We start from the raw sequence: 15,420 nt of genomic DNA on the forward strand, positions 1-15,420 counted from the left end.
CTCCGCCCCGCCCCGACCATGTCCCTTTCCCGCCGAGCATGTGGGTTTTGCGCCGACCATGTGCACATGGTCGCCGAGAGACCGACATGGTCGGTGAGGAACCCACATGCTCGGCGCAGGGGAGAAGGGGAAATTGACGGTTCTGCGCTGGGATGGGCGCGGGGAGGGAGCAGATCGCTCGGGCGACGGCATCCGGTCATGTCGAAACACAATTGAGATACAGGTGTAATCGTGTGCGCGGGCATGGCCGGGTAGCGTCAAGGAATCACACCCCGCTGAGGGCTGCGCGCATCTCCGCTCCACGACGACGTGCAAGCGATGCCCCCACGACATGGAAGGTGCACAGCACATGCTCCACACATCCAGAAGGCGCTGGCTCACCGGCGCCGTGGCCGTCGCTGTCGGGGCGATGGTCCTCACCGCCTGCGCGAGCGAACGCGGTGGCGGCGACGACTCGGGCAACGATGCCGACGTCGACGGCACCTTCGTCTTCGGCGCGTCATCCGACCCCGCGAACCTCGACCCCGCCTTCGCGCAGGACGGCGAGACCTTCCGTGTCTCGCGCCAGATCTTCGAGGGACTCGTCGGCACAGAGCCGGGCACCGCAGACCCCGCCCCGCTGCTCGCAGAGTCGTGGGAGTCATCCGACGACGGCATGTCGCACACGTTCGAGCTGAAGGAGGGCGTCACCTTCCACGACGGCACTCCCTTCGACGCCGAGGCGGTGTGCGCCAACTTCGACCGCTGGTACAACTGGACGGGACTGGCGGCCACCGAAGCCCTGTCGTACTACTACGGCAAGCTGTTCCGCGGCTACGTCGAGACGCCCGAAGGTGCCGTGTACAAGTCGTGCACCCCCGACGGCGAGCACTCGGTCACGATCGAGCTGAACCAGCCCTTCGCCGGATTCATCCCCGCGCTGTCGCTGCCCGCCTTCGCGATGCAGAGCCCGACCGCCCTCGAAGAGTACGGTGCCGACGACATCGGCGGCAGCGAAGAGGCGCCGACCCTCTCGGAGTACGGCCAGGGCCACCCGACGGGCACCGGTCCCTACATGTTCGAGGAGTGGGCTCCGGGCGAGCAGGTGACCCTCACGGCCTACGAGGACTACTGGGGCGACCCCGGTCAGATCGACGAGATCATCTTCCGCGTGATCGATGACCCGACCGCCCGCCGTCAGGCGCTGGAGTCGGGCTCGATCGACGGCTATGACCTCGTCGGACCGGCTGACACGGCGGCCCTCGAGGAGGACGGCTTCACCATGGTGTCGCGTCCGCCGTTCACGATCCTGTACCTCGCGTTCAACCAGGCCGTCCCGGCGCTGCAGGACCCGAGGGTGCGCGAAGCACTCTCGCACGCCATCGACAAGGACGCCCTGATCGAACAGGTGCTGCCCGAGGGGACGGAGAAGGCGACCCAGTTCATCCCGGATGTCGTCAACGGATGGAACCCCGACGTCACGACGTACGAGTACGACCCCGAGACGGCCAGGTCGCTGCTCGCGGAGGCCGGCTACAACGAGGCGAACCCGCTCACGCTCGACTTCAACTACCCGGTCAACGTGTCTCGCCCGTACATGCCAGACCCCGAGCAGATCTTCACGGTGCTGTCGTCGCAGCTCGAGGAAGTCGGCGTCGTCACCAACCCCGTCACCGACGCGTGGAGCCCGGACTACCTCGACAAGATCACGGGCACGCCGGATCACGGCATCCATCTGCTCGGCTGGACCGGTGACTACAACGACACCGACAACTTCGTCGGCGTCTTCTTCGGTGCGCCGTCGTCGGAGTGGGGCTTCGACAACCCGGAGCTGTTCGCAGCGTTGGAGGAGGCGCGCGGCGTTCCGAGCCTGGAGGATCAGACCGCACTGTACGAGGGCATCAACCAGATGGTGGCGGAGTTCATCCCCGGCGTGCCGCTGGCGCACCCCGCTCCCACCCTGGCGTTCTCGCCCCGTGTGGAGAGCTACCCCGCCAGCCCGGTCAACGACGAGGTCTTCACCGACATCGTGCTGACCGAGTAGTCGCTCCGCGCACCGCTCGGGTGCGGTGCGGAGGGTCGTCCGATCCTCCGCACCGCATCACACCGCCTCGAACCCCGGAGACTCCTCAGTGCTGCGCACCATCGGCCATCGGCTCCTGCTGCTCATCCCGACGCTCATCGGATTGAGCATCCTGCTCTTCCTATGGGTACGCGCACTTCCCGGCGGGCCGGCGGTGGCCCTGCTCGGCGAGAGGGCGACGCCCGAAGCCGTCGAGCGCATCAATGAGCTCTACGGATTCAACCGCCCGATCTTCGAGCAGTACTTCGTGTGGCTCGGACGACTCGTCACGGGCGATTTCGGCGCCTCGATCGAGACCGGCCGCGGGGTGCTGGACGAGTTCCTCCGGCGCTTCCCCGCCACGATCGAGCTGTCTGTCGCCGCGCTCATCATCGCCGTCGGCATCGGCATCCCGATGGGATACTGGGCGGCCCGGCACCACGGCCGGTGGAGCGACCACGCCGCCATCGTCGTGAGTCTCGTCGGCATCACGATCCCTGTCTTCTTCCTCGCGTTCCTGCTCAAGTATGTCTTCGCGGTGCAGCTGGGCTGGCTGCCCAGCGACGGGCGGCAGGACCCTCGCATCGATGCGACGCATCCGACCGGCTTCTACGTGCTCGACGGTCTTCTCACGGGCGAGTTCGACGCCGCATGGGATGCCATCCTTCACCTGATCCTCCCCGCGATCGCGCTGGGTACGATCCCTCTCGCGATCATCGTGCGGATCACCCGCGCCTCGGTGCTCGAGGTGCAGAACTCCGACTACGTGCGCACCGGTCGCGCGAAGGGCATCAGCACCGGCACGCTGCGTCAGAAGTTCATCCTGCGCAACGCGATGCTGCCCGTGATCACCACGGTGGGCCTGCAGGTGGGTCTGCTGCTGGCCGGCGCGATTCTGACCGAGACCGTGTTCGCCTTTCCCGGGATCGGCTCGTTCATGGCGAACGCGATCGGGGCGCGGGACTTCCCCGTGCTGCAAGGTTTCATCATCTTCATCGCGATCATCTACGCCTTCATCAACCTGGCGGTAGACATCTCGTACAGCTTCATCGATCCGAGGGTGAGGGTCTCATGACCGTCCGATCGCTGCACCGAGGAGGCCTCGCATGAGCTCGGTCATCCTTCCTCCCGCGCCGAGCGGCGGCCCCGTCGACGACACGTCGGTCGACGACGCGGAGCTGCTCGGAGCCAAGACGCGAGGCGGATTCTGGCACGACGTCTTCCGCCGGCTGCGCCGCAACCCGACGGCCTGGGTCGGCGCCGCTATCGTCCTCGTCTTCGTGGTGGTCGCCATCCTCGCCCCGTGGCTGGCGCCGTATGCCGAGCGCGCGCTGCCCGGTGCCCGCTTCATCACGCCGACCGACATCCCCGGTCCCGGCGAGATGGCCGATTTCCCTCTCGGCCTCGACCGCTTCGGCGGCGACGTGCTCTCCAAGCTCATCTGGGGCGCTCGGGCATCCCTCGTGATCGGCGTGGTGTCCACGGCGTTCGGCCTGGCCGGCGGCATGCTCCTGGGTCTTTTCGCCGGCGCGTTCGGCGGCTGGGTCGACACCGTCATCATGCGATTCGTCGACATCCTGCTGTCGGTGCCGAACCTGCTTCTCGCCGTTTCGATCGCGGCCATCCTGGGCCAGACCCAGCTGTCGATCATGATTGCGATCGGCGTCTCGCAGGTGCCGATCTTCGCGCGCCTGCTGCGTGCGTCGATGCTGCAGCAGCGCAGCGCCGACTACATCCTCTCGGCGCAGACGCTCGGTCTCGGCCGCGGCACCATCACCATGAGCCATGTGCTGCCCAACAGCATCGGGCCCGTCATCGTGCAGGGCACGCTCACCCTCGCGACCGCGGTCATCGACGCGGCGGCGCTGTCGTTCCTCGGCCTTGGCGGGGGACGCCCCGAGACGGCGGAGTGGGGCCGCATGCTCACCTACGCGCAGGCCGAGCTGGCGATCGCACCGTGGCTCGCCTTCCTGCCGGGCCTGTGCATCATGATCACCGCGCTGGGCTTCACGCTCTTCGGCGAGGCCCTGCGCGAGGCCATGGACCCCCGCACGCGCGCCCGCTGAGGCCGGCCCACGGGCCCGCGGGCCGACGGGCCGCCGGTGACGCGCCGGATGGCGCGGGGCGTCAGACGGCGATGTCGAGCTCGTTGCCGGGGATCGAGGCCAGCAGTCGCCGCGTGTAGGGGTCGCGGGGGTTGGTGAAGATCTCTTCGGAGGATGCCGCCTCCACGAGCGCGCCGTCCTTCATGACGCACACGTAGTCGCTGATGAGGCGCACCACCGCGAGGTCGTGCGAGATGAAGAGATAGCTCAGGCCGTACTCGCGTTGCAGGTCGCGCAGCAGCGTCAGCACCTGGTCCTGCACGAGCACATCCAGCGCCGACACGGGCTCGTCGCACACGATGAGGTCGGGCGAGAGCGCCAGGGCGCGGGCGATCGCGACGCGCTGACGCTGGCCGCCCGAGAGCTCCGACGGGTACCGGCGCAGCATCGCCTCGGGCAGCGCCACGTCGTCGAGCAGCTGGCGCACGCGCGCCGCGCGCTCTTTGGGCGACCCGCGCTTGTAGAAGTCCAGCGGCTCGGAGATGATCCGCTCGATCGAGAACATCGGGTTCAGCGAGGAGTACGGGTCTTGGAAGATCGGCTGCACGCGCTGGCGGAACTCGCGCAGCTCGCGTCCCTTGAAGGTCGCCACGTCCTGCCCGTCGAAGCGGATCGCGCCGCTCGTGGGCTCGATGACCTTCAGCATCATGCGGGCGGTGGTCGTCTTTCCCGAGCCCGACTCACCCACGATCGCCACGGTCTCGCCCCGGGGGATCGAGAACGACACGTCCTGGACGGCGGCGAAGTCCTCCTTCTGCCCGCGGATCCGGTAGACCTTCGTGAGTCCCTCCACCTCGACGATGTTGTCGACCGTCCCCGCGGTTCCCGCGGTCCCCGCGGTTCCGGCGGTTCCCGCGGTCCCCGCGGTTCCGGCGGTTCCCGCGGTCCCCGCGGTTCCCGCGGCCCCGCCACCCGCCACCGGCGCGCCGGGTGCTGCGGCTCGGGGCTGCGTAGTCGCGCCGGCCGTGGCATCCGGTGCCGTCTCGGTCGGGGTGATGTCGGGCTGCCGCGCCGGCTTGCGGAACGCCTCGGGACGCAGCCGCACCGCCGCGACCGACGGTGCCGCCTTGACGAGAGCCTGCGTGTAGGGATGCTGCGGATCCTCGAGGATCTGCCGGGCCGGACCCTGCTCGAGGATGCGCCCGCGGTTCATCACGACCACGCGCGACGCGCGCTCGGCAGCGAGCCCCAGGTCGTGGGTGATGAGCATCAGCGCCGTGCCGCGTTCGCTGGTCATGCGCTCGAGCTGGTCGAGGATCGTCTTCTGCACCGTGACGTCGAGGGCGCTGGTGGGCTCGTCGGCGATCAGCAGCTTCGGGTCGCACGCCAGGCCGATCGCGATGAGCGCGCGCTGGCGCATGCCGCCCGAGAACTCGTGCGGATACTGCTTGGCGCGGTCCTCGGCGTCCGGGAGGCCGGCGGCGGCGAGGGTCTCGACGACCTTGCGGTCGACGTCCCTGCGGGTAGCGAGGCCGTGCGCGAGAAGGGTCTCGGCGATCTGCGTGCCGATCTTCGCGACCGGATTGAGGTTCGACATCGGATCCTGCGGCACGAGCCCGATCGAGCCGCCGCGGATGCCGCGCAGGACGCTCTCCGGCGCCCCGACCAGGTTCTCGCCCTCGAACATGATGCTGCCCCGGGTGACCTTGCCGTTGCCCGGCAGCAGCCCGATGACGGCCATCGCGGTCGTGGACTTGCCCGAGCCCGATTCGCCGACGATGGCGAGCGTCTCGCCGGCGGCGAGGTCGAGGTCGATGCCCTCGACGGCGTGCACGGGGCCGTCGATGGTCTGGAACTGGACGGCGACGTCGCGCACCTGGAGCAGCGGCGCTCCGGCCGCGACACGTTCGGAGGTTCGGGCCATGTCGTCCATCCTGCCTGCCGCGGCCCTGCGGCGCACCGCTTCGTGCTCAGCCTTTACGCATCCGTAACGAGTGTCTGCCCCCGCACGTGGATATCTCGCCGAGCTTGTGGGTTTCTCGCCGAGCTTGTGGGTTTGGCATCGAGCATGTGGGTTCCTCGCCGAGCTTGTGGGTTCCTCGCCGAGCATGTGGGTTTGGCATCGAGCATGTGCCTGACATGGTCGGCGCAGAAGGGACATGGTCGGCGCAAGAGGGACATGGTCGGCGCGGAAGGGACATGGTCGGCGCAACACCGACATGGTCGGCGCAAGAGGGACATGGTCGGCGCGGAAGGGATATGGTCGGCGCAACACCCACATGGTCGGCGCGGAAGGGACATGCTCGGCGCGGAAGGGACATGGTCGGGTGGGAGCAGCGCGGGTGCGGGGATACCGTGGAGGGATGGTGGCCATCGACCTCAACGCGGACCTCGGCGAGACGGTCGACGGCGTGCCGACGGCCGACGACGAGGCGATGTTCGCGGTGATCTCGAGCGCGAGCATCGCGTGCGGCGGACACGCGGGGGATGCCGCATCCATGCACGAAGCGGTCGCCCGGGCTGCCCGGTTCGGGGTCGCCGTCGGAGCCCATCCGTCGTACCCTGATCGCGCGAACTTCGGCCGGGTTCCGGTGGCGATCGACCCGCCCGCGCTCGAGGCGGCGATCGCCGGGCAGCTGCGGGCATTGCACCGGGCCGGTGCCGGCCTGCGCTACGTCAAGCCGCACGGCGCGCTCTATCACGCGGTCACCCACGACGCGGATCAGGCGGATGCCGTCGCCCGGGCGATCGCCGAAATCTCCGCCGCCACGGGCCGGCCCCTGCCGGTGCTGGGTCTGGGCGGAGAGATGGCGCGGGCCGTGGCATCCGTCGGTCTTCCCTTCGTGCGCGAGGCGTTCCTGGACCGCGCATATCTGCCCGATGGCGGCCTGGTCCCGCGGAGCGAGCGGGGTGCCCTGCTCGACGATCCCGAGCGGGTCGCGGCGCGCGCCGTGCGGCTGGCGCTCGAGGGCGAGGTCGAGGCCGTCGACGGCACGGTCGTGGCGACGGATGCCGCATCCCTGTGCCTGCACGGAGACTCGCCCGCCGCCGTGGCGATGGCCCGCGCGGTGCGCAAGGAGCTCGAGGCGGCCGGCGTCGAGGTGCGGGCGCCGTGGTGACCGGGATCGAGGGCTGCCTGCCATGGTGACGACCCGCACGCTGCCGATGGGCGAGCGCGCCTTCCTGCTCGAGTTCGCGTCGCTCGATGAGGTGCTGACCGTGCACGCCGCGCTCGCGGCATCACGCCCCGCGGGCGTGGTCGACCTCGTGCCCGCTGCCCGCACGGTGCTGGTATCTGTCGATCCGCATGAGCTCCCTGTGCCGGCGGCGCATGCGTGGGCGACCGCCGCCGCCGCCGGCGCCGAGCGTGCGGCGTCCAGCGACCGCGCGCTGGTCGAGCTCGACATCGTCTACGACGGCGCCGATCTCGCCGAGACGGCAGCGCTTGTGGGTGTGACGGTGGACGAGCTCATCCGACGTCACTCGGCGGCCGAATGGACCGTCGCCTTCACCGGCTTCGCGCCGGGCTTCGGATATCTGGTGAGCCCAGACTGGCCGTTCGAGGTGCCGCGGCTGGACTCGCCGCGCACGCGAGTTCCGGCCGGTGCGGTGGGCCTGGCCGGCGGGTTCACCGGCGCCTACCCGCGCGAGACCCCGGGCGGGTGGCGTCTGATCGGCACGACTCGCACGCGGCTGTTCGACGCGGATGCCGCTGGGCCCACGGGCCTGGCGGGTCCCGCGCTCCTCGCCCCCGGTATGCGGGTCCGGTTCCGGCCGGCCACTGCGCGCCGCACGGCCTCGACGTTGCCGGGAACAGGTGATCCGGCGGACGCGGGACCTTCGGCGGCGGATCGTCCTGCCTACGCCAGAACATGTGATTCGGGCGAGGCCGAGAAGTCGCTGAGGGAGACCGCCGTGAGCGAGCCCGCCAAATGGGGGACGGATGCGGCGGGCCCGCCGCCCGCCGAGAGCCCGGGCATCCGGATCGTCGAACCAGGCCTGCTGGCGACCCTGCAGGATCTGGGGCGGCGGGGCGCGGCCGCCGTCGGTGTGGCGGTGTCGGGAGCGCTCGACCGCGGAGCGCTCCGCACCGCGAACCGGCTGCTGGGCAACCCGGAGGGTGCCGCCGCGATCGAGGTGACGATGGGCGGGTTCCGGGCCGTGGCGACGACGGATCTGTGGCTCGCGGTGACGGGGGCGTGGGGGCCGGTGCTCCTGGACGGACGCGAGATCGACCCGTACCAGGCGCACGAATGGCGCGCCGGCTCGGAGGTGCAGCTGGAGTGGTTCGCGCACGGCGCACGGGCGTACGTCGCAGTGCGCGGCGGCTTCGACGGACGCCGGGCGCTGGGCTCGCGCGCGGCCGACCTGCTCGCCGGCCTGGGCTCGGGCGCCTTGCGGGCCGGCGATGCCCTGAGGGTTCGTCGCGACGCGGCGGCCGCGATCCCGGTCGCCGACCTCGTGCCGTGGAGCGCGCCGCACGACGACGAGCTCGTGATCGAGCTCGCGCCCGGTCCCCGCGCGGACTGGTTCGCCCCCGCCGCGCTCGAGGCCCTGTTCGAGGCGGTGTGGACGGTGTCCAACGACGCCGACCGGGTCGGTGTGCGCCTGGACGGTCCCGAGCTCGCGCGCACGCGCCTCGACGAGCTGCCGAGCGAGGGCATGGTCCCCGGCGCGCTGCAGGTGCCGCCGAGCGGCCGGCCGACGATTCTCCTGGCCGACGGCCCGGTCACGGGCGGGTACCCGGTCATCGCGGTGGTGACGGATGCCGCGCTCGACCTGCTCGCGCAGGCCCGGCCGGGCACCCGCATCCGGTTCCGTCACGTCCGTCCATCCGGCTGACCCCGGCGCTACCGCCCGCACACCCGATCGGTCACCAGGCGCGCAGCGCCTCGGCGACCCCGTCGTGGTCGGACTCGGGAAGCGCCAGGTGAACCGCCTCGGCCAGGGTCAGCTCGGCGCCGGCGGCCTCGCCCGCCGCCACGCTCTGCGGGTCGCGACCCCGGAGGATCTCGAGGTAGGGCGTGTGCACGGTGAACGCCTCGACGTCGAAGATGCCGATGCGCCGGCGAATCTCTCCGGCGGCCACTGCCAGCGCCGCCGCCCGCCACGCCTCACCGTGCGCGGCGGCTACCGCGCAGACGCCCTCCAGCCCGTACGCGACTCCCTCGTCGTAGTGCAGTCGAACCGATACGAGGAGCGTCTGGAGGAACTCCTCCTCTGCGAGATCGATATGCCCGAGCTGGAAGTTGAGCCGCGACCGGAGGTTGCCGGCGACCGAGGTCGTGTGGAGGTCGCCGCCCGCCTCGGCGACGGCCGTCGCGCGATCGAAGTGCGCGAGCGCGTCATCGGTCGCCCCGCGCACCCACGCGAGCCGCCCGAGGGAGACCTCGGTGATCGCCTCCGCCCACCCGTTGCCGAGCTCTCGCAGCCGCACCACCGCGTCGCGCAGCTCGGCCTCCGCCCTGTCGGCGTCGGGGTCCGACAGCTGGACGCGTGCCGTCGCCCGCGCCGCGAGGGCCATTGCGGCGGCATCTTGATCACCGCTCTCGGTGAACAGCCGCACGCACTCGCCGAGCCCAGCGACGACCTGCTCGCTCGGGCGCTGCCACATCTCGCCCCACAGGGCGAAGAACCACGCCACCGCGCGGGTGTGCGGGGTGATGGGCTGCTCGTGCTGCTTCTCGAGCAGCTCGAGCATCCACAGCCGCACCTCGGCGAAGAAGCCCGAGATCCACCAGTAGATGAGCAGGGACCACGCGAAGTCTCCGGCTTCGTCCAGCCGGTCGGTGTAGACGAGGTGCCGCACAGCGGCGCGCAGGTTCGGCAGGTCGAGGCCGAGGCGCACGACCGCGTCGGCCTGACCGGGGCCGCCGAGGTCGGGCGCGATCCGTGCGACCAGCGCGCGGTAGTAGTCGGCGTGGGCGAGCCGCACCCGGTCGGCATCGCCGCGGGCCTTGAGGCGGCCGATCGCGTACTCGCGGACGATCGCCAGCAGAGAGAAGACGCGGCGCCCGCCCATCTCGTGCTGCTTCACGAGCGAGCCGTCCACGAGGGCCGTCAGCGCGTCGATCGCCTGTCCGTCCCATGAGCGCCCGGCGCCCAGCGCCTCGACCGCGTCGAGGGTGAAGCGCGTCGCGAAGACGCCGAGGTCTTCCAGCAGATCGCGCTGATGCTCGGGCAGCAGGCTCACGCTCCAGTCGATGGTCGCCCGCATCGTGCGATGCCGCTCGGGCAGATCGCGCACGGCGGCCGTCAGCAGCGGCAGGCTCTGCTCCAGTCGCTGTGCGATCCCCGCGGCGTCCAGGATGCGCACCTTCGCGGCGGCGAGCTCGATCGCCAGCGGGAGTCCCTCGAGCGCCCGGCAGATGTCGGCCAGGTCGCGGGCGTTGCCGGCGGTGACTGCGAACCCGGGATCGATCGCCTGCGCACGGTCGACGAAGAGGGCCACCGCAGCCGTGCGCGTGTTCGGGTCGAGGCTGGCCGATGCCAGACCGACCGGTGTCGTGAGCGCGGGCACCTCGTACACGCGCTCGCCGCGAATACGCAGCACGATGCGGCTCGTGACGAGGAAGGTCGTCGTGGGCGCGACGTTGTACAGCCGCACGAGCGCGGGCGCGGCGTCGACGATCTGCTCGAAGTTGTCGAGCACCACGAGCGTGCGGCGACCGGCCAGCGCATGAGAGATGCGCTCCTCGAGCGCGGCTTCGCCGTTGTCGCGGATGCCGAGGTGGTACGCGATCGTCGGAAGCAGCAGCCCGGGCTCGAGCACGCCCTCGAGCAGCACGAAGAACACGCCGTCGGGGTAGAGGTCCTCGCACGCGAGCGCCGTTTCGATCGCGAGGCGGCTCTTGCCGATCCCGCCGGGACCGATGAGACTCACGACCCGGTCGGTGCCGCGGGCGAGGAGAGTGCGCACCGCGTCGACGTCCGCGTCGCGCCCGATCGTGGTGGTGTAGGGGACCGGGACTTTTCCGACGAGGGATGCCGAGGCATCCGTCATCGCGGAATCGTCGACCTGGCGCGACTCGTCGAAGCGCTCGGCCAACAGCATCGCGAGATCCCCGGCGACCTGGTCCTCCAGATCGGCCGACGTCTCGAAGGGCAGGTAGGCCGCGGTGTCGTCCGCCTGGATGCGCGCGATGAGCCCGACCAGACGCTCGTCCCGCTGATCGGCGGCTTTGATGTAGATGAGCTTCGGCATGGTCCGGGGCGCGAGGTTGTACTCGTCTTCGAGTCCCGACACCTCCTCGTCGGGCGCGACCCAGCCATAGCTGGATGCGTAGATGCCGACGAAGACGTCGCTCTGCGACAGATACGAGCGATACAGCTCTCGAGGCGGGTGCGGCCGGGCTCCGAGCTCGAACATCACCGGCGCGAGGCGCAGCCGTTCTATCGCGGCCCTGACCGCCTCTCGCTCTTCCGCGAGCTCGCGGAGGGTCGAGCTCACGAACACCCGGATGCGCTGGTCAGGCGTGCGGATCACGGGGTGCCGTACCCCAGTCATGAGCACATCATGGACCTTGTGAGACCGTTGCCGCCATCACCTGGCCGCCAGAGAAGGGGTGGTCGGCGGTCTTATACCGCAGCATCCGAGACTTTTCAAGAATCAGGTGGACACGGCGCGTCATCGGGCGTATAGTGGGTCCTTGCGCTCTTGGATTCCCCCTGCCCTCATATGGTGGTCGGCTGTGCCTGCGCCCCCTTGCTCCCCGCAAGGTGTGCCGCGCGGGTTTCGGGGACCGGAGCACTCCACCTGACGACAAGGAAACGAGCCCCACCGGGCCCACGGAGGTATTCCCCTTGGCTGCTGCGCGCAACGCATCCAACCCCACCACCACCCTCAAGAGCGGACGCGGAGCATCCCGCCTCTCGTTCGCCAAGATCTCCGACACGCTGACGGTCCCCGACCTTCTGGCGCTGCAGACCGAGTCGTTCGACTGGCTGGTCGGCAACGAGGCCTGGAAGGCGCGCGTCGCGGACGCGAAGGCCGCCGGTCGCACCGACGTGCCCGAGGTCAGCGGTCTCGAGGAGATCTTCGAGGAGATCTCTCCGATCGAGGACCTGAGCGAGACGATGCAGCTCTCGTTCACGAACCCGTACCTCGAGCCCGAGAAGTACTCCATCGAGGAGTGCAAGGAGCGCGGCAAGACGTACGCGGCCCCGCTCTACGTCGAGGCCGAGTTCATGAACCACCAGACCGGTGAGATCAAGACCCAGACGGTCTTCATGGGCGACTTCCCGCTCCAGACCGGCAAGGGCACGTTCATCATCAACGGCACCGAGCGTGTCGTGGTGTCGCAGCTCGTCCGTTCGCCCGGCGTCTACTTCGACAAGACGCCCGACAAGACCTCCGACAAGGACATCGTGTCGGCGCGCGTCATTCCCAGCCGCGGCGCCTGGCTCGAGTTCGAGATCGACAAGCGCGACCAGGTCGGCGTGCGCATCGACCGCAAGCGCAAGCAGTCCGTCACCGTGTTCCTCAAGGCACTCGGCCTGACCTCGGAGGAGATCCTCTCCGAGTTCGCCGGCTTCGAGTCGATCGAGGAGACGCTGTCGAAGGACACCATCCTCACCAAGGAAGACGCGCTGCGCGACATCTACCGCAAGCTGCGTCCGGGCGAGCAGGTGGCCGCCGAGGCCGCCCGCGCGCTGCTGGACAACTTCTACTTCAACCCGAAGCGCTACGACCTGGCCAAGGTCGGTCGCTACAAGATCAACCACAAGCTCGGCCTCGACAAGCCGCTGTCGGACTCGGTGCTCACCGTCGACGACATCGTCGCGACGATCAAGTACCTGGTGCGCCTGCACCGCGGCGACGTCACCTTCGACGGCGTGCGCGGCGGCAAGACCGTCGAGATCCGTCTCGACATCGACGACATCGACAACTTCGGCAACCGTCGCATCCGCGCCGTCGGCGAGCTCATCCAGAACCAGGTCCGCACCGGTCTGTCGCGCATGGAGCGCGTCGTCCGCGAGCGCATGACCACGCAGGACATCGAGGCGATCACGCCGCAGACCCTGATCAACGTCCGCCCCGTCGTGGCCGCGATCAAGGAGTTCTTCGGAACCTCGCAGCTCTCGCAGTTCATGGACCAGAACAACCCGCTCGCGGGCCTGACCCACAAGCGCCGCCTGTCGGCTCTGGGCCCCGGCGGTCTGTCGCGTGAGCGCGCGGGCGTCGAGGTCCGTGACGTCCACCCCTCGCACTACGGCCGCATGTGCCCGATCGAGACGCCGGAAGGCCCGAACATCGGCCTCATCGGCTCGCTCGCCTCGTTCGCCCGGATCAACGCGTTCGGCTTCATCGAGACGCCGTACCGTCGCGTCATCAACGGCAAGGTCAGCGATCAGATCGACTATCTGACCGCTTCGGAAGAGAGCGACTACATCGTCGCCCAGGCCGGTGTCGAGCTCAAGGCCGATGGCAGCTTCGCCCAGGACCGCGTCCTGGCTCGTCGCGGCCAGGGTGGCGAGGTCGACCTGTTCCACGCCGAGGAGATCGGCTACATGGACGTCTCACCGCGCCAGATGGTGTCGGTGGCGACCTCGCTCATCCCCTTCCTCGAGCACGACGACGCCAACCGCGCCCTCATGGGCGCGAACATGCAGCGCCAGGCCGTGCCGCTGCTGCGCTCGGAGTCGCCCGTGGTCGGCACCGGCATGGAGGGCTACGCCGCGATCGACGCCGGTGACGTCGTCACCGCCGAGAAGGCCGGTGTCGTCATCGAGGTCTCGGCCGACGTCGTGACCGTGCAGCTGGACGAGGGTGGCACGCAGGAGTACTTCCTGCGCAAGTTCGACCGCTCCAACCAGGGCACGAGCTACAACCAGCGCGTCATCGTCTCGGCGGGCGACCGCATCGAGAAGGGCGAGGTCATCGCCGACGGACCGGCCACGGAGAACGGCGAGCTCGCGCTCGGCAAGAACCTCCTCGTCGCGTTCATGACGTGGGAGGGCCACAACTTCGAGGACGCGATCATCCTCAGCCAGGACCTCGTGAAGGACGACACCCTCTCCTCGATCCACATCGAGGAGTACGAGGTGGATGCCCGTGACACGAAGCTCGGCAAGGAGGAGATCACGCGCGACCTCCCCAACGTGAGCCCCGACCTGCTGAAGGATCTCGACGAGCGCGGCATCATCCGCATCGGCGCCGAGGTGCGTCCCGGCGACATCCTCGTCGGCAAGGTCACGCCCAAGGGCGAGACCGAGCTGTCGGCCGAGGAGCGCCTGCTGCGCGCGATCTTCAACGAGAAGAGCCGCGAGGTCCGTGACACGTCGTTGAAGGTCCCTCACGGTGAGCAGGGCACGATCATCGCGGTCAAGGAGTTCAACGCCGAGGACGGCGACGACGAGCTGGGCTCGGGCGTCAACCGCCGCGTCGTGGTCTACATCGCCCAGAAGCGCAAGATCACCGAGGGCGACAAGCTCGCCGGCCGCCACGGCAACAAGGGCGTCATCGCGAAGATCCTCCCGATCGAGGACATGCCGTTCCTCGCGGACGGCACCCCCGTCGATGTGATCCTCAACCCGCTCGGCATCCCCGGCCGCATGAACTTCGGCCAGGTCCTCGAGACCCACCTCGGGTGGATCGCGAAGCAGGGCTGGAAGGTCGAGGGCACCCCCGAGTGGGCCGCGCGCCTGCCCGAGGAGGCCCGTGAGGCCGCTCCCGGCACCAAGGTCGCCACGCCCGTGTTCGACGGCGCCTTCGAGGAGGAGATCGCGGGTCTGCTCGACTCGACGAACCCCACCCGCGACGGCGACCGGCTCATCGACTCGACGGGCAAGACGCTCCTGTACGACGGTCGCTCCGGCGAGCCGTTCCCGGCTCCGATCTCGGTCGGCTACATGTACATCCTGAAGCTGCACCACCTCGTGGACGACAAGATCCACGCGCGCTCGACGGGCCCGTACTCGATGATCACCCAGCAGCCGCTCGGTGGTAAGGCGCAGTTCGGCGGTCAGCGTTTCGGTGAGATGGAGGTGTGGGCCCTCGAGGCCTACGGCGCCGCGTACGCGCTCCAGGAACTCCTCACGATCAAGTCCGACGACATCCTCGGCCGCGTCAAGGTGTACGAGGCGATCGTCAAGGGCGAGAACATCCAGGAGCCCGGCATCCCCGAGTCCTTCAAGGTGCTCATGAAGGAGATGCAGTCGCTCTGCCTGAACGTCGAGGTCCTCTCGGCCGACGGCACGGAAGTCAACCTCCGCGACACCGACGACGAGGCCTTCCGCGCCGCCGAAGAGCTCGGCATCAACATCTCCAGCCGCTTCGAGTCCTCGTCGATCGACGAGATCTGATCCGGCCAGGCAACGACAGAATTCCGACAC

General features: G+C 69.4%; 8 protein-coding genes. 6 read left to right on the forward strand and 2 right to left on the reverse strand.

From position 1 onward, the window contains the following. The first annotated feature begins 349 nt into the window (after positions 1-349). From K0817_RS15820 to K0817_RS15830, 3 genes are all read left to right on the forward strand, one after another. Positions 350-2,023, forward strand: a complete 1,674-nt coding sequence (locus K0817_RS15820) for an ABC transporter substrate-binding protein (protein WP_219982605.1) — start codon at positions 350-352, stop codon at positions 2,021-2,023. Between the two features lie 88 nt (positions 2,024-2,111). Then, on the forward strand, positions 2,112-3,116 hold the full coding sequence (locus K0817_RS15825) for an ABC transporter permease (protein ID WP_219982606.1): 1,005 nt from the start codon (positions 2,112-2,114) through the stop codon (positions 3,114-3,116). Between the two features lie 31 nt (positions 3,117-3,147). Further along, positions 3,148-4,107: an ABC transporter permease gene (locus K0817_RS15830; RefSeq protein WP_219982607.1), complete on the forward strand. Its 960-nt coding sequence runs from the start codon at positions 3,148-3,150 to the stop codon at positions 4,105-4,107. A 61-nt stretch (positions 4,108-4,168) separates the two neighbouring features. Here K0817_RS15830 and K0817_RS15835 read toward each other — a convergent pair whose 3' ends face one another. Continuing rightward, positions 4,169-6,010: an ABC transporter ATP-binding protein gene (locus K0817_RS15835; protein ID WP_219982608.1), complete on the reverse strand. Its 1,842-nt coding sequence runs from the start codon at positions 6,008-6,010 to the stop codon at positions 4,169-4,171. A 439-nt stretch (positions 6,011-6,449) separates the two neighbouring features. Here K0817_RS15835 and K0817_RS15840 point away from each other — a divergent pair, with 439 nt between their 5' ends. Together K0817_RS15840 and K0817_RS15845 are read left to right on the forward strand one after the other, a co-directional pair. Then, on the forward strand, positions 6,450-7,205 hold the full coding sequence (locus tag K0817_RS15840; RefSeq protein ID WP_219982609.1) for a 5-oxoprolinase subunit PxpA: 756 nt from the start codon (positions 6,450-6,452) through the stop codon (positions 7,203-7,205). A 22-nt stretch (positions 7,206-7,227) separates the two neighbouring features. Further along, positions 7,228-8,928, forward strand: coding sequence for an urea amidolyase family protein (locus K0817_RS15845; protein WP_219982610.1), 1,701 nt, complete (start codon positions 7,228-7,230; stop codon positions 8,926-8,928). A gap of 31 nt (positions 8,929-8,959) precedes the next feature. On the opposite strand, the gene K0817_RS15850 is transcribed toward K0817_RS15845, so the two are convergent. Further along, a complete protein-coding gene (locus tag K0817_RS15850) occupies positions 8,960-11,593 on the reverse strand; it encodes a DUF4062 domain-containing protein (protein WP_219982611.1) in 2,634 nt (877 codons plus the stop codon). 296 nt (positions 11,594-11,889) lie between these two features. On the opposite strand from K0817_RS15850, the gene K0817_RS15855 reads away from it, so the two are divergent. Next, entirely contained in the window at positions 11,890-15,390 is a 3,501-nt protein-coding gene (locus K0817_RS15855; protein ID WP_219982612.1) for a DNA-directed RNA polymerase subunit beta, read from the forward strand. Positions 15,391-15,420: the final 30 nt, after the last annotated feature.

The sequence above is a fragment of the Microbacterium sp. HD4P20 genome (assembly GCF_019449275.2).
Lineage (GTDB): Bacteria > Actinomycetota > Actinomycetes > Actinomycetales > Microbacteriaceae > Microbacterium.